Genomic DNA, 22015 nt, shown 5'->3' on the forward strand with positions numbered 1-22015 from the left:
AAAAGGGCTAATATAGCCCTTATTCGATACTTTTTAATGATTCAACCATATCTATTTTTTCTAATAATGGTCTCATAATAAGATTAATAATATATGTAAAACCTATTGTAATTAGAAAGCTGATCAGGTAAATGGTATAAGGTATATCTCTTATAAAAAGCGTTGCATCAAATTCTACCGATAAAATAATGAAGCGATGAAGCATAATACCAATAATGAATCCTAACAATGTACCAAAAAAAGATAAAATAATATTTTCCCTAAAAATATAATCATAATATTCTTTTTTTCTAAATCCTAAAACTTTTATAGTAGCTATTTCTGATTTTCTTTCTCCAATATTAATATGAGTCAGATTATAAAGTACAATAAAACATAATACAGCTGCAAAAGCAATCAGAATAAATACAATCACATTTAAAGACTGCATCCTCTTAGTAAGTTCATCAGAAGAGTGAGAAAGATATTCTATACTGCCTATCTGCTTTGTCTGTAAATAACGTGATATGGTATTTTTAGCTGATTTCTTCTCACTGCTGAGTTTTAAATAGCCTGTATTAGCTTTAAATTTTAATCCTGTCAATGATTCATAAAGATTCTTATCCATATAAACATAATGAATATAATAATTTTTAAAAATATCCGTAACTTTAACTTCTATATTTTCATCATTAATAATCAGATGAATGCTTTCTCCTTTCTTTACTTTTAAAAGTTCAGCTGTTTTCTGGGAAATTACAACTCCTTCCTGATTTACTGTTATTGGTTTTGAAGTCTTATAATTCTCAAAAGCGATAAATGAAGTAACCTCATCAGCATTGGTATAAACAGATAAAGAAGCGTAAAGATTCTTATTATTTTCTCTAATCTGGATACCAGAGTTAGACATTAATGTTACTGAAGAGATGTCTAAAAGCTTTTTCATTTCTGCTTTCAGCTCTTCACTCTCTCGGTAATTATAATTTTTTTCTAAATGCATAATTCCATCATATTTCAATATATGATTATACTGTAAAGGAATAATCTTAGTTACCGAATTCTTAATTCCAAATCCTGTCATAATTAGTCCGGTACAGCCGGCAATCCCTATAATGCTCATAAAAAAGCGTGCTTTATATCTGAAAAGGTTTCTTAGTGTAACTTTCTGATTAAATGACATTTTTTTCCAAATAAAAGTCATTCTTTCAAGGAGAATTCTTTGTCCCGGCTTAGGAGATTTTGGTCTCATTAAAACAGATGGCATTTCATATAACTCATTAATACAAACGATAAGAGTTACACCTAAAGTTATAAAAACTGAAATAAAAACTGAAATAAGCAAAACATATGGTGATTGAACCAGAATTGTTTCTGCTTTAATTCTATACATCATAATATTATAAAGATAGACAATAATGCGAGGAAAAAACTGATTGCCAAATAATATACCTATAATGCCGGCAGGCAATGTTGCCAATAAAACATAGATAATATACTGATTAAGGATATCTCTTTTTTGATAACCTAAAGCTCTTAAAATACCGGCCTGTCCTCTTTGTTCCTCTACCATACGAGTCATTGTTGTTAGGGAGACAAGAGCTGCTACTAAAAAGAAAATCAGCGGAAATATATCAGCAATGGAGCTTATTGCATCTATGTTACTGTCATAGCTAAATAATCCTGCATTTTCACTAAGACTTAAACTATAAAGCTTTCCTTTAGGAATTTTGTTTATTTCTTCTCTTGCCTGTTCTATCTTCTCTTGTGAACTGTCTAATATCTCTTTAGACTGATTAAATGCTTTCTCTGTTTCAATTTCTTTTAAAGTCAGTTTATTTTCCTGCTCTGATAACTCTAATTCTGCCTGATCAAGCTTCATTTTTGCTTCTTTTATTTTATTCTCATTATCAGCAAGAATCTCTGCTCCATCAATAAACTGTTCTGTTTTTTCTAACTGATTAGTTATTTCTTTTATTTGCTCCTGAAGTTTTTTTACATCTTCTTCATTATTCTGTCTTCTTAAATCTTCAAGCCTTCTTTTTAACTGTTTAATTGATTCTCCTAATTCTTTCAACTGACTGGTATACTGATTTTTAGCCTTATTCAATTTGCTAAGATTCTCATAATATTTCTTTTTTTCTTTTGTAAGCTTTAATTTAGCATTTATTAGTTTAGTTTTAGCTAAAGCAAACTGACTCTTAAAATCTTTATACTTATTATTATAATCATTTAATCCGCTTTTATACTGATTCTGTGCCTGTTTGAGTTTTTGTTTATAAGAAGAAGTAAGACTATCATATACATCATTCATTTTCTGGGTTAAAACACTTTTAATTCTTCCATTAACTACATCTATATACTCTTTATACTGATTACTAAAAACATCATATGAAAAGCCATTTTTTACAGTTACATTAATAGCTGTATACAGCGTCTTAACCTTCCTTAAAGTATAAATATCAGAAGGCAAAGCAAGAGATAATGCATCTTTGTTTAATATCTGAATATATCCTTGATTTGTTCCATCACCAAGTCTATTTGTTCCTCTATCAATGGAACTGATATATCTGACATCTTCAATAATACCAACAATCTTATAAGTACGACTACCATAATCATTTGTCAAAGTTATCTTCTTATTAAGATCATATTCATCATTTCGAATATTCTCATCAATCAAACATTCATTTTCAGATGACGGATATCTTCCCTTATGCAGTACAGGTCTATTAAGCATCTTATTATGGTAAGATTCACTGCTATAAACTGTAATGCCTTTTTTAGCTCCTTTACTATTAAACTGAGCATCAAACTGATAGCCTATGCTTACCTGATCAATACCCTTTGTATTTTTTACCAAATCAATATCTTCCTGAGTAAATCCTAGTGAAGATAGGTACGTCAAATGAGCATAGTGATTATCTTTAAGATACTGATTTATAGTTGCAGACATGGAAGATGGTGTATTGCGTAAACCGGAGAACATCGCTGTTCCCAGTATGATAATTAGAAAAATAGAAATAAAGCGTCCTTTAGTATGGAGAATATTTAAACGAATATTTTTATAAAAAACTTTTTTCATATTACCACTCTATATTTTCAATACTTTCTGGATTTTTATTAATTTCTATTTTTCTTACTTTTCCATTCTTCAAATGAATAACTTTATCAGCCATTGGTGATAATGCCATATTATGTGTAATAACTATAATTGTCATATGATATTTATCACACATATCTCTTAAAAGCTTTAATATAGCTTTCCCAGTCTGATAATCTAATGCCCCGGTTGGTTCATCACAAAGTAGCAACTTTGGATTTTTTGCGATAGCTCTGGCAATCGCAACTCTTTGCTGTTCACCTCCTGAAAGCTGAGATGGAAAGTTATCTTTACGCTCACTTAATCCTACTCTATCAAGGATAATTGCAGGGTCTAATGGTTCTTTACATATCTGGGTAGCCAACTCTACATTTTCTATCGCCGTCAAATTATTAACAAGATTATAAAACTGAAAAACAAAGCCAATATCATCTCGACGATAATTAGTCAACTGCAATTCGTTAAAATGAGCAATATTTTCTCCATCAACCAAGATAGTTCCGGAAGTAGGTGTATCCATTCCTCCTAAAAGATTCAGAACTGTTGTCTTACCGGCACCACTTGCTCCAACAATAATTACAAACTCACCTTTTTCACAACTGAAAGTAACACCATCATTAGCTTTAATAAGATTATCACCCATATGATAAATTTTTTTAACATCTTCAAATTCAATAAGAGTCATCTTTATCTATCCTTTCTATTCCTTGTGCAGCCTGGCTGGCACTCGCAAATGCAAAATGAAGATTATATCCTCCGCAATCACCGGTAATATTAAGTATTTCACCGGTAAAAAACAGATATGGATATTTTCTTGATTGAAAATTTTGATCAAGAGATCTGATATCTATTCCTCCTTTGCATACTTGTGCAAATGGAATTCCCCGAATAGAGCATACGGGGAGAACCAGATTTTTTAAATGCTCCGCCTTATTTCCCGGAAGATTATGAAGATAAGAAGCAAGTCTTGGATGAACAAACCCTTCTTCTTCAATATCTAAGGTGCTTAAAGCTAAAGCGTGAGCCACTTCCTCTATACTCATATCCGGCAGCATATCTATATGGAGAATAGAATCTTTCTTAAAAAACCTGGAAAGCTGCATAATCGCAATCCCGCTTACTCCATAATCAGTAAATAAAAGTTCACCTTTCTCTTGATGATTGTTAAGAGTAAATAATCCCTTTATTCGTATACCTTTTAAAGGCAATGGATGAACAAGTTCCATCTGAGTTAATGAAGGTATGAAATCATAAAAAGGAATTTGTAAAGAAGATAAAATATCTTTACGTGAATACATCCCTGATAGCTTTCCTGCCGGCGTTCCCATCGAAACAACAAGACAATCTGCATCATATGTTTTCTTTAATGTTTTAATAAGATATGAATCTTGATATTGAATTTGCGTAACTTCGGTATTACATATAATGGGAATATTCAAATTTCGGCAGTTTTCTAACAAAACTTTTTTAACTGATAATGCCTGTTCACTCATAGGATAAAGAAGATTGCCTAAATATTTTGTATAAAGACCCAGCTGTTTAAATTCTTCTTGGATATCATAGCTTAAAATAAGTTCTTTAACATAAGAAGGAAGATATCCGTCATAATGAGAGATTTTGATATCTTTATGAGAAAGATTACATCTTCCATTACCGGTAGCACTTAATTTTTTTAAAGGTTCTTTATTAGCTTCTAAAATTAAGATTTCGCTTTGGGGATTTTTCTGCTTGATTTTGATGGCACACATCACACCCGATGCCCCTGCACCAATGATAATAATTTTCTTCATACTTCTATTTTAATGTATTTAAAGAGTATTTTCCATTTTTTATTGAAAATAAATGAGGAAATGTATATAATTGTTAAGTGATTTTGTATAAACAATAAGGAGGAAAAGCAATGGGTAGAGCTCATGAAGTCAGAAAAGCGGCAATGGCTGCAACTGCTGCTAAGAAAACAAAATTATATTCTTATTATGGTAAAGAAATATATATGGCAGCTAAAGCAGGTGGCCCTGAACCGGATGCCAACCTCAGCTTAAGATCAATTATAAATAAAGCTAAGAAGGATCAGGTTCCAAATCATGTTATTAAGAATGCTTTAGATAAAGTAAAAAGTGGAACTGGTGAAGATTACGAAGAAGTTCAGTTTGAAGGATTTGGTCCTAACGGTTCTACTGTTATCGTTAAATGCTTAACTGATAATATTAATAGAACTATTTCTCAGGTTAGACCGGCATTCACAAAAGCTAAGTCTAAATTAGGTGCAGAAGGTTCTGTTTCTTATCTATATAATGTAGAATCAGTGATTCAGTTTAAAGGTTTAGATGAAGAAGCTGTTTTAGATGCTTTAATTGAGGGAAATGTAGATGCTAAAGATATTCAGACATTAACTGATGGAAGTATCAAAATAACAGGTGAACCTACAGATTATAATGCGATTAAGACAGCTATTCAGTCAATATTTAATGATGTTGATTTTGATATAGATGAAATTCAGACAACACCTACTGAACTTGTTGAATTAAATGATGAAGATATGGTTTTATTTGAAAGACTTATGAATCTTCTTAATGAATGTGAAGATGTAGATCAGATTTATCATAATGTTTCTAATTATGATGATGGAGGAGAAGAAGAATAATCTTCTTCTTTTTTATTTATGAAAATCACATTAATCAAACATTCTGCCGTTTTAATAGAAATGAATAATCATCAGCTTCTCTTCGACTATTATGATGGTGAAATAAATCTTAATAAAAACAAGCCATTATATATCTTTGCTAGTCATTCTCATCAAGATCATTATTCTAATAAAATATTCTTTCTTAATCATCCCCATAAAATTTATATATTAAGTGATGATATCCAAACATCAGTCAAAGCATATCAAGTTTCCCCTCATCAAATCTATACAATAGATGATCTTATTATTGAAACATATTTATCTACCGATCTTGGCGTTGCCTTTAGAGTTAATACTGAAGACAAAGAAATTTATTTTGCCGGTGATCTTCATAATTGGCATTGGATTGGTGAACCTAAAGATTTTTTAAATAAGCAAAAAACAATATATACACAAGAATTAAAACGTATTAGCAAACACCGATATGATATTAGTTTTGTGGTAGTAGATGATCGTTTAGAAGATACAATGTTTGAAGGTCTACAAGAATTTCTAAAAACTGTACAGTCACATTATATTTTTCCTATTCATTATTTTGAAAATTATACTATTTCTTCGAAATTAAAAAAAGAGAAACTTGATAATCCTTATCATGCTTCTCTTCTCTATCCTGATCATAATTATTTCAACCAACACTTATTTGAATCATGAATAATAATATATTCCCATAAGAATATATTCAAAGCATATGCATCCTATAGCATATGCTTTTCTATAATCATCCATATATTAATATTAACATGAATTGTTTTTATCTGAATTATAATGTTGTAACCATAACATCCATAGTACCATCAAAACAAATGGTTTCTATATCATTACAGATAACAAAATTATCTCCTTTACTGACAAATTCTCCATTTAAGGAACCTTCTCCTTCAATAACTGTTAGAAGTGAAAATGGCTGATCATGTTGTATAGTACACTCTCCTCCAATACGATATTTATAAACACTTAGAAATTTGCATTTAAGATATTGTGTTACATTGCCATTATCCAGCTTACTATTCATAAATAGTTTATTTTGTTCTAGATCAGCCGGTACCTTTGCAACATCAATTGATTGTTTAATATGAAGCTCTCTTTCATTTCCTTCTTTATCTTTACGATGATAATCATAAACACGATAAGTAATATCACTGGACTGCTGTGCTTCATAAATTAATGATCCGCTGCAAATAGCATGAAGTGTTCCCGAAGGAATGTAAAAAAAATCTCCTTTATTGATATTAATAACATTTAATAAATGATCATAATCATCATTTTCAACAGCACTAATAAATTCTTCTTTAGTACGAGCATGATGACCCATAACCATTTTAGTCTTGCCTTTAGTTCCCAATACATACCAAGATTCTGTTTTACCTAATGAGTTCTCATATTTTTTAGCATATTCATCATCCGGATGAACCTGAACACTTAAATCCTCTGAAGCATCAATGATCTTTACTAACAAAGGAAATTGCTCAGATTTGATATTCCCAAATAATTCACGGTGTTTCTGATAAAGCTGTGATAAAGTCATACCTGCATATTCACCATTTGCGATTTGACAATCCCCATTAGGATGTGCAGAAATAACCCACGCTTCTCCTGTTGTTTCACTAGGCAAATCATAACCATATTCATCTCTTAATCTTGTTCCACCCCAAATTTTATCTTGTAATACCGGTATCATCTTTAATATATGTCCCATAATATACCTCCTTCTCTTATTGTATTCCATTAAATCAGACTGTAAAGCTAAATAATAAGCTTTCTAAACTGTTTTCATAAAAACAGATAAAAAGTCATTGTTGATGAAACCATTTTTCAAATTCTTCCTGCTCATCTTCACAAAAAACAGGATATTCTCTTTTTCTTAACATACCGGCAAAAACTCCATCACCATTAACTATTGTATGTGAGAAAGTGCCGTCATAAATATGTCCATAACCACAACTTGGTGAATTCTTCTTTAGAATAAAAACGTCAATATAATCATTATCAACACGACTGATTTCTTTTTTTGCTCCTTGAACAAAAGACTCTGTAATATTTTTTCCATGACATGTCTTGATAACCAATGGGTCAGATGAAATAATTTCTGAAGAATCTCTAGGTATAGAAAGACCTCCTTTTATTTCCGGACAAAATAATACACATTCATATGTTTCATATAATTTCTTAATCCATTCCGTCTGATTGCTGTCTCCTCTATAGGTACAACAGATTCCTATAAGACAACTGCTTATTCCTATCCTCATATGCTCTCTCCTGTTTGTATTATAGCATATTGAATAAATAAGTTAATATGCTATAATACTATCATTGAGGTGATAAAAAATGCAGGAATTAAAAGAACATAAATATATGGATCTGCTTACTACAATCGCCTATATTATTTCCATAGTCTTGATTGTAATAGGAGCCATAACTAATAATTGGGCACTATATTTATTAATCGTTGTATTTGTTATTATATTATTTAGACTGACTGGATATATTATTGATCGTATACATGAAAGAAAATAGAAGGCTAATGAGAAGCCTTCTTTTTTCTTTTCATTTTCTTTTTTATCCCAATTATTAATAACATAATAATAAGTAATACAAGTGCAGTCATTTTTATAATAAACATAATCAATGAAAACTGATCAAATGGGTAAGAGCGTTTAATATAAATAGGAATATAAGCTTGTTCTTTACTGCCATCATACACTGATATTCTGCCTAAATAAGTACCTTCATAAATAGAAGCTTTTAAAGTATGATTGCCTTTTATTTTCACTTTAATATTATTTGCTCTAACGCTTTTATCAACAAAGACAGATATTTCATTCATCGATTTTAATCTATAATTAGAAGCTTTAGAAAATAAAACACGATAATTATTTATAGTTTCACCCTTATCATATAAATGGATAAGCTTTTTATTTAAGACTATATGCTTATAAACATTATTTGCATCTATAATATGGCTAGCACGTACTTTTCTTTCTTTGCCAAGATTATTGGCACCGGCTCCTCCTGTCACCCCAAACAGCTTATGACCCTGATATTCATAAGCACTTGCAAGACAATGCTTGGCTTCCGGTGTATATCCACTTTTTGCACCATTAATATATTTAATGTCAACACCCGATGATAAGTTGTTTTTTCTTAAAGTAGAAGCAAAAATAAGCTTGTTGCCGGAAGCAGTATATTTTCTACCATTAAAAATAGTTTTGAAATTATTATTTTTATAAGCTTCTTCAAGTATTTTCACCATATCTCGACAAGTAGAATAATGTTCAGGATGATGAAGCCCTGATGTATTCATAAAATGTGTAAATTTCATTCCTAATTTCTTGCATACTTTATTCATTTCTTTGACACATGCCTCTTCACTGCCATAAAGTGTTCTTCCCAAAGCATAACAAGCATCTGCACCGGAAGGAAATAATGCCCCATAAAGCAAATCTCTATAAGTAACATATTCACCAGGCATAAAACCGGCTACACTGGCTCCCTCCTTAAACCACTTATCAGTATCCTTATAAGTGATTTTAACTTTTGCATTTAAATCTGTGATTTTTTCTAATGCAACATAAGCTGTCATAATTTTAGTCATTGAAGCGGGATACATTTTTTTATCAGCATTCTTCTCATAAAGAACCTGTCCGGATGAGGCATCATAAAAGAAAGCTGTCTGTGAATATAATTCATATTCATTTTTTGCTGATATTTGATTTATTTGCATAAACAATACAAATACAGCCATCACTATAATTATTAATTTTTTCATATTGACTCCTCAAAATCTTAAAGGGTACTTTAAGTACCCTTATAATCTTATTTTCTTAATAACCTGAGAACATCTTGGACATAAACCGGTTGTGTGGTTCAGTGTTCCCTTGTCAAAGTGATTCCAGCATCTTGGACATTGATCACCTTCAAACTTTTCAGTTTTACAGAATAATGAATCATATTCATTTAAGCCATCAGTCTGATCCGTAATATCTGCTTTAGCAACGATAAATAAGGTAGCCATTTCATCTTTAAGTTCTGCTAAATCTTTATATTCATCTTTTAAAGAAATAGTTACTTTGGCTTCCATATTAGATTTGATAATTTTATTTTGACGTAATTCTTCCAATGATTTCATCACATCAGAACGCACTGTTAAAAATCTTTCAAATCTTTCAATTATTTGTTCCTGATCTTTAATATTAAACAGTTCTGGTGATTTTTCTAGAAAAATAGATTCTTCTTTATGATTATCACAGTTAAAATAATCATGAATTTCTTCAGCAGTAAAGACTAGAACAGGTGAAATAAGCTTAGTAATTGTTTTTGCACAGTAATAAAGCACCGTCTGTACCTTTCTTCTTCTAGAATCTTCTTTATCATTACAATAAAGTATATCTTTTGTGAAATCCATATAGAAAGAAGACATTGTATTTGTCAGATAGTTTAAAATAACTTTATTAGCTCCACTGAAATCATATTTGTTCATTGAATCATGATATTCAGTAAGGACTGTATTTAATTTAGCCAGCATATATATATCAACAGAATCTAATAAATCAATTGAAACTAAGTTATTTTCTTTAAAATCATTAAGATTTCCTAACATAAATCTTAACGTATTTCTAATCTTTCGATATGACTCAGAAACACCTTTCATAATTTCCTGTGAAATACGTACATCACTCTGATAATCACATGTTGTTGCCCATAATCTTAAAATATCCGCTCCATACTGATTAACAATCTTAATCGGATCAACTGTATTACCTAGTGATTTAGACATTTTATTGCCATTACCATCCAAAACAAAACCATGTGATAAGACTTGTTTATATGGTGATTGTCCATGAACCGCTGTTCCAATAATTAAAGAAGAATTAAACCAGCCACGATATTGATCTGATCCTTCAAAATAAAGATCAGCAGGATAGCGATATCCTCTTTCAATCAATACACCCGTATGAGATGACCCTGAATCAAACCAAACATCCATAATATCTTTTTCTTTCTTAAAAATACCATTTGGTGAATGTTCATTTACATATCCTTCAGGAAGAAGATCTTTCTCTTCTCTTTCAAACCATACATTAGACCCAAATTCTCTAAAAAGCTTTGAAATATGATCAAATACTTCTTTTTCAATAATTGGTGTTCCATCTTCACAATAGAAAATAGGAATAGGCACACCCCATGTTCTCTGTCTTGAAATACACCAGTCTCCACGATCTTTAATCATGTTATAAATTCTAATATGACCCCACTCATTGACCCAGTCAACTTTATCAATTTCATCTAACAGTTTCTCTCTAATTTTATCAATTGAACAAAACCATTGATCGGTAGCTCTAAAAATAATAGGTTTCTTAGTCCGCCAGTCATGAGGATAACTATGTGTAATCCATGTAAGATTTAATAAATCCCCCTGTTCATATAATCTCTCAGTAACTGTTTTATTAGCATCTTCAACATACTGTCCTGCTAACCATTCTCCACAGTCTTCCATCATACAACCATGTTCATCAACATTAACATAGACAGGAATATTATAATCATGACAGATATTAAAGTCATCAACACCAAATCCGGAAGCTGTATGAACACATCCGGTTCCTGATTCTGTTGTTACATGATCTCCACATATTACTAAAGATTCACGATCCGGATATAACGGATGTACTGTCGTTATATATTCAGCTTCTTTACCGGTAAATCTTTGAATTACTTCTTTTTCTTTTAAATCAAAAATCTCCCATAATGAATCAATCAATTCTTCTAAAACGATAAGATTTCCCTTTTCACTCTTTACTACTGCATAAGTATAGTTAGGATTTAAACAAATAGCCTGATCAGCAGGAACAGTCCAAGGAGTCGTAGTCCAAATAACAAAATATGTATCTTTATTATCTAATAAGCCTTTTCCATCTTTAACTTTAAATTTTACATAAATAGTAGGAGCTTTAACATCATGATATTCAACTTCAGCTTCAGCCAATGCTGATTCACTTGATGGTGACCAGTATACAGGTTTCAAACCTTTATAAATAAGTCCGTCTAATGCCATTTTGGCAAAAACGTCAATCTGGTTAGCTTCAAACTCCTTAAATAGCGTAAGGTATGGATGCTTGTAATCAGCAAATGTTCCCACTCTTATACATTGCTCCATCTGTTTTTGAACCTGCTTTAATGCATAATCATAACATTTTTTTCTAAAATCAGCAGTAGACATAGATTTTCTATCTACGCCTAATTTTTGAATAGCATTCTCTATAGGTAAACCATGAGTATCCCAGCCTGGAATATACGGAACATGATAGCCTTCTAATGTTTTATGTCGTACAATAACATCTTTAATAATCTTGTTTAACATATGCCCAATATGCATGTTTCCATTTGCATATGGAGGTCCATCATGAAAAATCCAGTCTTCTTTATCTTCATTCATCTTTGTAACTTTTTCATACATAGAAGCATTATTCCAGCGTTCTACATATTGCGGTTCTTTAGCCGGTAATTTGCCACGCATTTCAAAATCAGTACGTGGCATTAATAAAGTGTTTTTATAGTCCATTGTCTTATCCTTTCTCCAAATAAAAAGACATCCCTAAAGGACGTCTTAAACGCGGTACCACCTTTATTTACTATATCCATGATATAGCCTTTATCTCTTAACGCGAGCTACGGCACTTCCTAACTATTCAGAAGGCTACTCTAGAGTGATTCACAAATTTCAGTGTCTAACTGTTTCCACCATCCACAGTCTCTCTATAAGTCTTAAAATCTGTCTGTCTCTTTCTTTGTATTTTCTTCTTCTTTTATTAAACTAAAAATTTCTGAATTGTCAATAGTTTCCAGTAATTCTTCACTGATTTTTACTATCTGATTTCTAAAATCCTTAGCCTCATCTTTAAATCCGTTTACTTCATGATCAAGACCCTTAACATACTCCATCGACTCTTTCAGAATCATATTCGCATTCTTTTTAGCTTTATCAATAAGTGCACTGGCTTCCTTTAAAGCTAATCTTGCGATTTCTTCATTAGTCTTTTGAGTAACTGTATCTCTTTGAACAAGAAATGCTTTTTCCTCATTCACTCGCTGAAGCTGTGCTTTGAGATCAGCTATTTGTTTATTCAATTCAGACATTGTCTGAGATACTGTATCAAGATACATATTTACATCTTTTCTCTTATATCCCAATAACCCTCTTTTAAAATTTCTTTCCAAATCGCTCACCTCATTTATAAAACTTTCCTTCAATAAGAATATTGCCGGATCTTGTAACCTTATCAGTCACATGAATTTTAACTCTTCCATAGTGTCTCAAAGAAAGAATATCAGCATCTTTGCACACATCAGAAGCATTACTGATAATCTGATAATTCTTTTTTACATTTCCGCTATTAATAGCTTCATTTGCTTTTATTCTTGATATTCTAAATAATGAAGAAATAAGCTTATCAAGCCTTAAACTAGAAACATAGAATACCTGATTTTTAAATTCATTCCTAATTTCTATTAACTCATTCACTTCACCAAAATGAACAGATGATTTTTTAATCTTTCTGAGATGTGTTTTTATATAATCACAATTTTCGTCACATATCGCAAAACTTAAAGGAGACTCACAAATATCACCAATCACTTCTCTTTTAATTCCTAAATTCATCAGTGCTCCTAAAACATCTGAATGCTTTAATTTCCCAAAACTGTCATTATAATCTGCTTTAAGAACAGATATATGAAAATCATCAGGAACTATTTCATAGTAATCATGACAAATAAGCATTCTCTTATTCTCAGCATTAATAAATCCACCAAATGAATGGACTGATAATCTATTACCGATCACTCTACTAACAATAGACTGCTGATGCGGATCAAAAAATTTTGTTAGTATCATTTTGCCTTTATCTGCCTGATTCACATAATCAAGAATTTTTCTAACAAAATCTTCATCACCTTTATAATGCTCAAGCATTACTGCTCTAAAGCACCTTCATCATCATCTAAACTGATACTTCCTGCAACACTGATATTTTTAGGTGTGCATAAAAAGATTTTTGGCCCGATCTGCTGAATATCACCATCAATCGCATAAATAACACCACTTAAGAAATCTATTACACGTTTAGACTGTTCTTTCTGTAAACGATGTAAATTCACAACAGCTGCCTTCTTTAATTTTAAAAAAGAAGCAATTTCTTGTGTTTCACTATAACTTCTTGGTTCAAATAAAACCAGATTAGAATCTCTATTTAACTGCTTAACCATATCGCTAGTACGTACTGATTTAGCTTTTTCAAACACACTAGTTTTAGGTGTTTCTTCTACTGCTTCATTTTCTAATTCAGGAGAATAATCATCTTCTCCACTGTTTTCTTCCTCAAAAAACCATTTTTTTACTCTATCCATAAGGTAAATCCTCCTCAATATTGTCAATTATAACATATAAATCAGCTGATGAAAATATCACTTATTAAAATTCTAATGTTCATTTTCTTTTTTTTGTTTATAAATACTTCTATTATCTAATGCAAATAAACGTGCTGTAAAGTTTCCCTCTTCTGTTTCATTAAGAGCTTTATCCATCATAAACATCCTAGCATCAATATTATCTATAAAATATAAGATCTCAGCTTCTTTTAATTGAGGAAGAACAGGAGAACCATACTCTTTCTTGCCATGATGTGATAAAATCATATGTTCTAGAAGAACAACGTTTTCATTTGAATATCCTAATCTTCCAGCTTCCTCATTAATCATTTGTGCACCTATAGAGATATGACCCAAAAGATTTCCCTCTAGGGTATATGAAGGAGAAACAGGACCTGATAATTCTCTTATTTTTCCAATATCATGAAGAATAATGCCGGCATAAAGCAAATCCCTATTCAATGTTTTATAAATACCTATAAGGTTTTCCGCAACTTTTAACATTGTAATAGTATGATAAAGAAGTCCTGAAACATATTCATGATGATTATGACTAGCAGCCGGTGAAATAGAATAGGCCTCTTTATTCTTTTCAATTAAAGACATTGTGATATCATGCATTGTTTGTTCTCTAATTAAAGAAATATACCTATTTAATTCTTTCATCATTTCTTCTTTATCAATTGGTGCATGAACCACAAATTTAAGTTTTTCATCATCAGAAAGAATAATTTTTTTTAATTGAAGAACTTTCATTTGTTTTTGATGATTATAATTAATAATATCTCCAACACCTTCAACAACTGTTCCAGTTTCAAAATCTTTAATATCTTCCACCTTTACATTCCAATAACGAGCATCAATATCTCCGGTATCATCACTAAATGTAATATTTAAATAAATTCTGCCATTTGTTTTGCCGGTAACAGATCTGCTGATAAGAGCCCTAAATTGTACACTATCAGTATTAATCTGCATTTCATTTATTTTCTGCATTTTCATCCCACTTCTCCTCAATAATTTCTAAAACCAAATCATATGAATAACCTTTTTGAACCAAAAATGTAATAATTTTCGTCTTAAGCAAATGACCATCAAACTTGAGTTTATATCTTGAATAAACACGATTATATTCTTTTTCTAACAATAATCTGGTGTGTTCAGCAGGAAATTCAAAATTAATATTATTCATTGCCTGTTCAACAACATCATTGCTAAATCCTTTATTAAATAATCTTTTTCTAATATAGTTCAGCAAGGCCTTTGGTGAATATTTATTATTTTCTTTGTATAGTTTTTTTATAATCTCAACGGCTGCATCATATTCTAAATCAGCGGAAAATTCAGCCAAACACTGATCTATAGTACTAGGTGAAACACCCTTATTTTTTAATTCAAGTGATGCTTTTTTTAAGCCGTAGCCTTTATTAATCATATAACTTAAATAGTCCATAGTATAATCATAATCATTAATAAGATGTTTAGAAAGAAGCAAATCCATAGTCATATCAACCTGAATGGAATTATAGCGACCATTTTCTAATAATTTTTCTTTCATCATGATATATGTATAGTCTTTATATGTTAGCCATTTCAGTGCTTTATAGTATGCATCATGAACATGTTCCAAATCAATTAAAGCATCTAGTTCTTCTCTGGTAATTTCAATACCTTTAACCAAACCATAACGCTGTATAATATCTTTTGTAATATGAAGATGAGTCTCATACTTGCCGTGAATAAAAATTGCAGTATAACCATTCTTTCCTTCTATTAATTCGTTTAGTTGATAACTAGAAATAACTTCATTCCTCATCTGAGTATAAACATTAATAATAGATTGATAAAAATGTTCTGAATCATAATATTGAGCTTTTTTTAAAGCATTCTTTTTTAATGTATTCAGATTAGATGAAGCAAGATTCAAAACACGATCGGTAAATTCCTGTTCATCATGAAAAAAATATCCATTTTCACCTTCAACAATCACATCTTCTAAATTTGAATCATATCTGGCTAAAACCGGAAGACTACATGCCATAGCTTCAAAATAAGTTAAACCTTGAGTTTCAGAAGTGGAAGCATTCACAAACAAATCTGAAGCATGATAATAATCACTAATTACATCAGCATTTTTGGCACCGGTAAATATAATATTATCAGAAAGATTTAAAGATTTTGATAACATTTTAAGTTCATCAAGCTGTGGTCCATTACCAACCACTAATAATTTAATAGAATTATCTCTACTGACAATATGAGTCATACTTCTAATTAGTACATCAATACTTTTTTCAGGAGCAATGCGACCAAGATAAATAAGTGTGAATCCCGTTAAACGATATTGCTTTCTAATTGAAAAAACATGTTCTTTATTATAATTATAAAAACGATCTAATTCAAGACCTGTAGGAATAACTGTAATATCTTTCTTTATACCATAAGATTGAAGAGCCTGAGCAGTTTTTTTAGCCGGTACAATTAACCGTGCACATGAATCACCGTAAAACTTACTGATCAGCTCAACAATTTTTTTCATAGCATCATCAATAGGATGTTTTCCTCTTGAGATATAATGAGTATAATCTTTCCACATAGTATGATATGTATAACAGACAGGAACACCTAAAATTTCACCTACAATTTTACCAAATATACCAACACCAAATTCTGTTTGACAATGAACAATATCAGGATTAAATTCTCTGACTTCGCGCATTCCTTCAAAGGAATAAAATGAAGCTAAACGATAGCCATATAATTTTTTAATATCAATACCGCCAACTCGTACAACATGTTCTTCATAATAATCACTGTTACTTGGAAGTTCAGTTGTTACTACTAAAACATGATGATTATGTTTCAATAATTCATCCTTAAGAATCTTTGCAGATGTCGCAACACCATTAATATCAGGTAAATAAGTATCAGTAAAAATTGCGATATTCATAATCAATCTCCTTAGCCCTATTATAACATTTTAATCACTATAAAGAAATAAGCAGCACAAAAAAAGAGGGGGATGCCCTCTCTCTGCCCGGCAGCGTGCTCCTTTCGCCCTCTCGGACTATCTTCGCCGCTGTGATGCTTAACTTCCGTGTTCGGTATGGGCAACGGGTGTGTCCATCACGCCTTCACCACCGGATCTCCCGACGGTCCCTCAAAACCGGATTCCATACTTCTCGCTCTCTGACTCTCTCTCCGGTCAGGTCCTCGGCCTATTAGTGCCGGTCCGCTCAGCACGTCACCGTGCTTGCACTCCCGGTCTATCCACCTCGTCGTCTTCAAGGGGCCTTACCCTTTCGGTGGGAGGTCTCATCTCGGAGGGGGCTTCGCACTTAGATGCCTTCAGCGCTTATCCCTTCCGGACTTGGCTACCCAGCTGTGCCGCTGGCGCGACAACTGGTCCACCATCGGTCCGTCCGCCCCGGTCCTCTCGTACTGGGGACAGCTCTCCTCAGACCTCCTGCGCCCACGACAGATAGGGACCGAACTGTCTCACGACGTTCTGAACCCAGCTCGCGTACCGCTTTAATGGGCGAACAGCCCAACCCTTGGAACCGACTTCAGCTCCAGGATGCGATGAGCCGACATCGAGGTGCCAAACCTCCCCGTCGATGTGAACTCTTGGGGGAGATCAGCCTGTTATCCCCAGGGTAGCTTTTATCCGTTGAGCGACGGCCCTTCCATTCGGCACCGCCGGATCACTAAGCCCGACTTTCGTCCCTGCTCGACCTGTCTGTCTCGCAGTCAGACACCCTTATGCCTTTGCACTCGCTGCATGGTTTCCATCCATGCTGAGGGTATCTTTGGGCGCCTCCGTTACTCTTTAGGAGGCGACCGCCCCAGTCAAACTGCCCGGCTGGCACTGTCCCGTCGCCCGTCTCCGGCGTCCGGTTAGAGCCTAGATGCGCCAAGGGCGGTATCCCAACGTCGGCTCCCCCTGCGCTTGCGCGCCGGGTTCTCTGCCTCCCGCCTATCCTGTACATCACGCACCCAGGTCCAATGCCAACCTGCAGTGAAGCTCCATGGGGTCTTTCCGTCTAGTCGCGGGCAGCCTGCATCTTCACAGGCACTAAGACTTCACCGAGTCTGCAGCCGAGACAGCGCCCAAATCGTTACGCCTTTCGTGCGGGTCAGAACTTACCTGACAAGGAATTTCGCTACCTTAGGACCGTTATAGTTACGGCCGCCGTTTACTGGGGCTTCGGCTCGGAGCTTCGCTTTCGCTCACTCCTCCCCTTAACCTTCCAGCACCGGGCAGGCGTCACCCCCTATACTTCGGCTTGCGCCTTCGCAGAGAGCTGTGTTTTTGGTAAACAGTCGCTTGGGCCATTTTTCTGCGGCTCGCCTCTCAGCGAGCACCCCTTCTCCCTAAGTTACGGGGTCATTTTGCAGAGTTCCTTGGCTGCAGTTCTCTCGCTCACCTCGGGATTCTCTCCCTGCCCATGTGTGTCCATTTTCGGTACGGGCCGTATGTCGTTATTGCTAGAAGCTTTTCCTGGAAGATGCTCCTCGGCTTTCCGTACTTGCCTCAGCTTTCCGTATGCGTCACGCCTTCCCCTTATCAGAAACCGGTTTTCCCTGGTCTCCGGGTCTCTCGCTTACACCGGCTCTTCCGTCCGCCGGCACCGCCTTGCTTCTCCGTCACTCCTTCACCGCCATACGGGTACGGGAATCTCCACCCGTCTTCCATCGGCTGCGCCTCTCGGCCTCACCTTAGGTCCCGACTCTCCCAGGGTGGACGAACCTTCCCCTGGAATCCTTGGGCAATCGGTGTGTGGGATTCTTACCCACATTTCGCTACTCACGCCGGCATTCTCTCTTCCATGCGCTCCAGCCGCCCTTCCGGTCTGCCTTCGCCGCTGCATGGAACGCTCCCCTACCGCAGTCTCCTGCCCAGAGCTTCGGTGTCATGCTTAGCCCCGGTAAATTATCGGCGCGGAGTCATTCGACTAGTGAGCTGTTACGCACTCTTTCAAGGATGGCTGCTTCTGAGCCAACCTCCTAGCTGTCTGCACATCTCCACTTCCTTTTCCACTTAGCATGCACTTTGGGACCTTAGCTGCTGGTCCGGGCTGTTTCCCTCTCGTCTACGGACCTTATCACCCGCAGACTGACTGCCGCGCTTCTCCTCTGGGAACATTCGGAGTTTGATTATGCTCAGTACCGCGGGATGCGGCCATCGCATATTCAGTGCTCTACCTTCCCCAGCCACCGCGCGACGCTAGCCCTAAAGCTATTTCGGGGAGAACCAGCTATCTCCGGGTTCGTTTGGAATTTCACCCCTAGCCACAGGTCATCCGCCAACGTTTCAACGGGGGTCGGTTCGGTCCTCCATCGGGTCTTACCCCGACTTCAACCTGCCCATGGCTAGCTCACCCGGTTTCGGGTCTGCCCCGCGCGACTTCCGCCCTCTTCGGACTCGCTTTCGCTCCGGCTCCGCATCTTCTGCTTAACCTCGCCGCGCACGGCAACTCGCCGGCTCATTCTACAAAAGGCACGCCATCACCCTCTTGCGGGGCTCTGACTTCTTGCAGGCATATGGTTTCAGGTTCTCTTTCACTCCCCTCCCGGGGTTCTTTTCACCTTTCCCTCACGGTACTCGTTCGCTATCGGTCGCGCGCTAGTGTTTAGCCTTTCGGGATGGTCCCCGATGCTTCCGGCAGGATTCCTCGTGTCCCGCCGTACTCAGGATCTCTGCTCGCTTCCTCGCTTGCGCCTTCGGGTACGGGTCTCTCACCCTCTCCGGATGGGCTTCCCTGCCCATTCCCCTGACGCCTTCAATTCCGCTCTTCGCAGCTCCTTCTACCCCGCATCTCTGCGGTTTGGGCTCGTCCGCTTTCGCTCGCCGCTACTTACGGATTCTCTTTTGATTTCTCTTCCTACAGGTACTCAGATGTTTCACTTCCCTGCGTCTCGCTCCTGCGGGGCCCCTTTCGTTCGCCCCGCGGTGCTCCCCTCTTAGAGGAGCGGGTTCCCCCATTCGGATATCGCCGGATCTTTGCCTGCCTGCGGCTCCCCGGCGCATTTCGCCGCTTGCTGCGTCCTTCTTCGCCTTCGCGCGCCTATGGCATCCGCCATACGCCCTTTCTTTCCTGACCTTCTCTTGTCTTTCTTCTATGAGCTTGAGTTCTCTGCTTTTTTTCTTGCTGTTTCTCTTGCTTTTCTCGTTTCTTAGCTTTTTGCCCACAACAGATTTCAGACTCTCTTCTATCATCTCTGATCTCTTCTCTGAATTCTCTGTTATGTGTTTCGCAGAAAGTCTGATCTTCCGATCAGCCTTCCTTCTTGCTTGAAATATGTTATCCGGTTTTCAGGGACCCTCCCTTGAGTGTCTGAACACTCATAACCAAGTAGAAACGCTCTCTTCTCCCTAGAAAGGAGGTGATCCATCCCCACGTTCCCGTAGGGATACCTTGTTACGACTTCACCCCAATCATCAGCCCCGCCTTCGACAGCTCCCTCCCCTTGCGGGGTTGGGCCGCCGGCTTCGGGCGTTGCCGACTCTCATGGTGTGACGGGCGGTGTGTACAAGGCCCGGGAACGTATTCACCGCAGCATGCTGATCTGCGATTACTAGCGATTCCAGCTTCGTGCAGCCGAGTTGCAGGCTGCAGTCCGAACTGTGAACGGGTTTCTGGGCTCCGCTCCGCCTCGCGGCTTCGCCTCCCTCTGCTCCGTCCATTGTAGCACGTGTGTAGCCCAGGCCATAAGGGGCATGATGATTTGACGTCATCCCCGCCTTCCTCCCCCTTACAGGGGCAGTCCCGCCAGAGTCCCCATCCTGAATGCTGGCAACTGGCGGCAGGGGTTGCGCTCGTTGCGGGACTTAACCCAACATCTCACGACACGAGCTGACGACAACCATGCACCACCTGTCTTCTCCTCCTTCCCTTTCGGCAAGGTCTCGCGCGTCTCCGCGCGATCGGATCGATGTCAAGGCCTGGTAAGGTTCTTCGCGTTGCTTCGAATTAAACCACATGCTCCACCGCTTGTGCGGGCCCCCGTCAATTCCTTTGAGTTTCATCCTTGCGGACGTACTACTCAGGCGCGATACTTAATGCGTTGGCTTCGGCACCGGGATGTGACTCCCGACACCTGGTATCGATCGTTTACAGCGTGGACTACTAGGGTATCTAATCCTATTTGCTCCCCACGCTTTCGGGAATGAGCGTCAGTGCCGGACCAGACCGCCGCCTTCGCCACCGGTGTTCCTCCATATATCTACGCATTTCACCGCTACACATGGAATTCCGCGATCCTCTTCCGCACTCCAGGCGCGCGGTTTCCATAGCCGCCCGAAGTTTAGCTTCGGGCTTTTACTACGGACCTTCGCGTCCGCCTGCTCCCTCTTTACGCCCAATGATTCCGGATAACGCTTGCCACCTACGTATTACCGCGGCTGCTGGCACGTAGTTAGCCGTGGCTTTCTCGCAGAGTACCGTCACGAAAAGCGCATTTCCTCGCTCTCCCGTTCTTCCTCTGCAACAGAGCTTTACAGCCCGAAGGCCTTCCTCACTCACGCGGCGTTGCTCGGTCAGGGTTCCCCCCATTGCCGAAAATTCCCTACTGCTGCCTCCCGCAGGAGTCTGGGCCGTGTCTCAGTCCCAGTGTGGCCGTCCGCCCTCTCAGGCCGGCTACGCATCGTCGCCTTGGTGGGCCTTTACCCCGCCAACTGGCTAATGCGCCACAGGTCCATCCGTCAGCTGTCCCCGAAAGGACACTTTAACTCAACGAGGATGCCCTCCTTGAGCCTATGCGGTCTTAGCAGCCGTTTCCAGCTGTTGTCCCCCTCTGACGGGCAGGTTCCCCATGTGCTCCTC

15 protein-coding genes, 3 rRNA genes and 1 other annotated feature are annotated in these 22015 nt (G+C 36.8%); of the genes, 3 read left to right on the top strand and 15 right to left on the bottom strand.

From position 1 onward, the window contains the following. Positions 1-19 precede the first annotated feature (19 nt). The 3 genes from HMPREF9943_RS04745 to HMPREF9943_RS04755 are packed head-to-tail and all read right to left on the bottom strand — an operon-like array spanning position 20 to position 4869. Positions 20-3061 (bottom strand): ABC transporter permease, encoded by a 3042-nt coding sequence (locus tag HMPREF9943_RS04745; RefSeq protein ID WP_004802542.1) that lies wholly within the window; start codon positions 3059-3061, stop codon positions 20-22. 1 nt (position 3062) lies between these two features. Continuing rightward, positions 3063-3764 (bottom strand): ABC transporter ATP-binding protein, encoded by a 702-nt coding sequence (locus HMPREF9943_RS04750; RefSeq protein ID WP_004802544.1) that lies wholly within the window; start codon positions 3762-3764, stop codon positions 3063-3065. Next, on the bottom strand, positions 3751-4869 hold the full coding sequence (locus HMPREF9943_RS04755) for an aminoacetone oxidase family FAD-binding enzyme (protein WP_004802546.1): 1119 nt from the start codon (positions 4867-4869) through the stop codon (positions 3751-3753). Before HMPREF9943_RS04755 ends, HMPREF9943_RS04750 begins: the two co-directional genes overlap by 14 nt. A gap of 110 nt (positions 4870-4979) precedes the next feature. Between HMPREF9943_RS04755 and HMPREF9943_RS04760 the strand changes: the two genes are divergently transcribed. Further along, positions 4980-5723: a YebC/PmpR family DNA-binding transcriptional regulator gene (locus HMPREF9943_RS04760; protein WP_004802549.1), complete on the top strand. Its 744-nt coding sequence runs from the start codon at positions 4980-4982 to the stop codon at positions 5721-5723. Between the two features lie 18 nt (positions 5724-5741). After that, complete coding sequence (locus tag HMPREF9943_RS04765; RefSeq protein WP_004802552.1) at positions 5742-6416, top strand: MBL fold metallo-hydrolase; 675 nt, start codon at positions 5742-5744, stop codon at positions 6414-6416. A 109-nt stretch (positions 6417-6525) separates the two neighbouring features. Here HMPREF9943_RS04765 and HMPREF9943_RS04770 read toward each other — a convergent pair whose 3' ends face one another. Further along, on the bottom strand, positions 6526-7461 hold the full coding sequence (locus tag HMPREF9943_RS04770) for a type I phosphomannose isomerase catalytic subunit (RefSeq protein ID WP_004802554.1): 936 nt from the start codon (positions 7459-7461) through the stop codon (positions 6526-6528). Positions 7462-7555: 94 nt separating this feature from the next. Further along, entirely contained in the window at positions 7556-8011 is a 456-nt protein-coding gene (locus HMPREF9943_RS04775) for a 2-thiouracil desulfurase family protein (RefSeq protein ID WP_004802555.1), read from the bottom strand. A 79-nt stretch (positions 8012-8090) separates the two neighbouring features. Between HMPREF9943_RS04775 and HMPREF9943_RS04780 the strand changes: the two genes are divergently transcribed. Continuing rightward, complete coding sequence (locus HMPREF9943_RS04780) at positions 8091-8279, top strand: hypothetical protein (RefSeq protein ID WP_004802557.1); 189 nt, start codon at positions 8091-8093, stop codon at positions 8277-8279. Between the two features lie 4 nt (positions 8280-8283). Here HMPREF9943_RS04780 and HMPREF9943_RS09680 read toward each other — a convergent pair whose 3' ends face one another. From HMPREF9943_RS09680 to HMPREF9943_RS04830, 10 genes are all read right to left on the bottom strand, one after another. Continuing rightward, positions 8284-9531, bottom strand: coding sequence for a D-alanyl-D-alanine carboxypeptidase family protein (locus tag HMPREF9943_RS09680; RefSeq protein WP_004802559.1), 1248 nt, complete (start codon positions 9529-9531; stop codon positions 8284-8286). Positions 9532-9570: 39 nt separating this feature from the next. Beyond that, positions 9571-12324, bottom strand: a complete 2754-nt coding sequence (gene ileS / locus HMPREF9943_RS04790) for an isoleucine--tRNA ligase (protein ID WP_004802560.1) — start codon at positions 12322-12324, stop codon at positions 9571-9573. A 33-nt stretch (positions 12325-12357) separates the two neighbouring features. Beyond that, positions 12358-12560, bottom strand: a binding site (T-box leader). Continuing rightward, positions 12528-12980 (bottom strand): DivIVA domain-containing protein, encoded by a 453-nt coding sequence (locus tag HMPREF9943_RS04795; RefSeq protein ID WP_004802562.1) that lies wholly within the window; start codon positions 12978-12980, stop codon positions 12528-12530. Its footprint overlaps the feature before it by 33 nt. A 10-nt stretch (positions 12981-12990) precedes the next feature. After that, positions 12991-13734 carry a YlmH family RNA-binding protein gene (locus HMPREF9943_RS04800; RefSeq protein ID WP_004802564.1) on the bottom strand — a complete coding sequence of 248 codons (744 nt, stop codon included), beginning with the start codon at positions 13732-13734 and terminating at the stop codon, positions 12991-12993. Continuing rightward, complete coding sequence (locus tag HMPREF9943_RS04805) at positions 13734-14168, bottom strand: cell division protein SepF (RefSeq protein ID WP_004802566.1); 435 nt, start codon at positions 14166-14168, stop codon at positions 13734-13736. Before HMPREF9943_RS04805 ends, HMPREF9943_RS04800 begins: the two co-directional genes overlap by 1 nt. Before the next feature lie 72 nt (positions 14169-14240). Continuing rightward, positions 14241-15191 (bottom strand): 3'-5' exoribonuclease YhaM family protein, encoded by a 951-nt coding sequence (locus HMPREF9943_RS04810; protein WP_004802568.1) that lies wholly within the window; start codon positions 15189-15191, stop codon positions 14241-14243. Then, complete coding sequence (locus HMPREF9943_RS04815) at positions 15169-17139, bottom strand: glycosyltransferase (RefSeq protein WP_004802570.1); 1971 nt, start codon at positions 17137-17139, stop codon at positions 15169-15171. Before HMPREF9943_RS04815 ends, HMPREF9943_RS04810 begins: the two co-directional genes overlap by 23 nt. Before the next feature lie 85 nt (positions 17140-17224). Continuing rightward, positions 17225-17334 (bottom strand): 5S ribosomal RNA (gene rrf / locus HMPREF9943_RS04820). Between the two features lie 56 nt (positions 17335-17390). Next, a 23S ribosomal RNA gene (locus HMPREF9943_RS04825) occupies positions 17391-20293 on the bottom strand. Between the two features lie 276 nt (positions 20294-20569). Then, positions 20570-22015, bottom strand: a 16S ribosomal RNA gene (locus HMPREF9943_RS04830); the annotation flags it as partial.

This window comes from Eggerthia catenaformis OT 569 = DSM 20559, assembly GCF_000340375.1.
Classification (GTDB): domain Bacteria; phylum Bacillota_I; class Bacilli_A; order Erysipelotrichales; family Coprobacillaceae; genus Eggerthia; species Eggerthia catenaformis.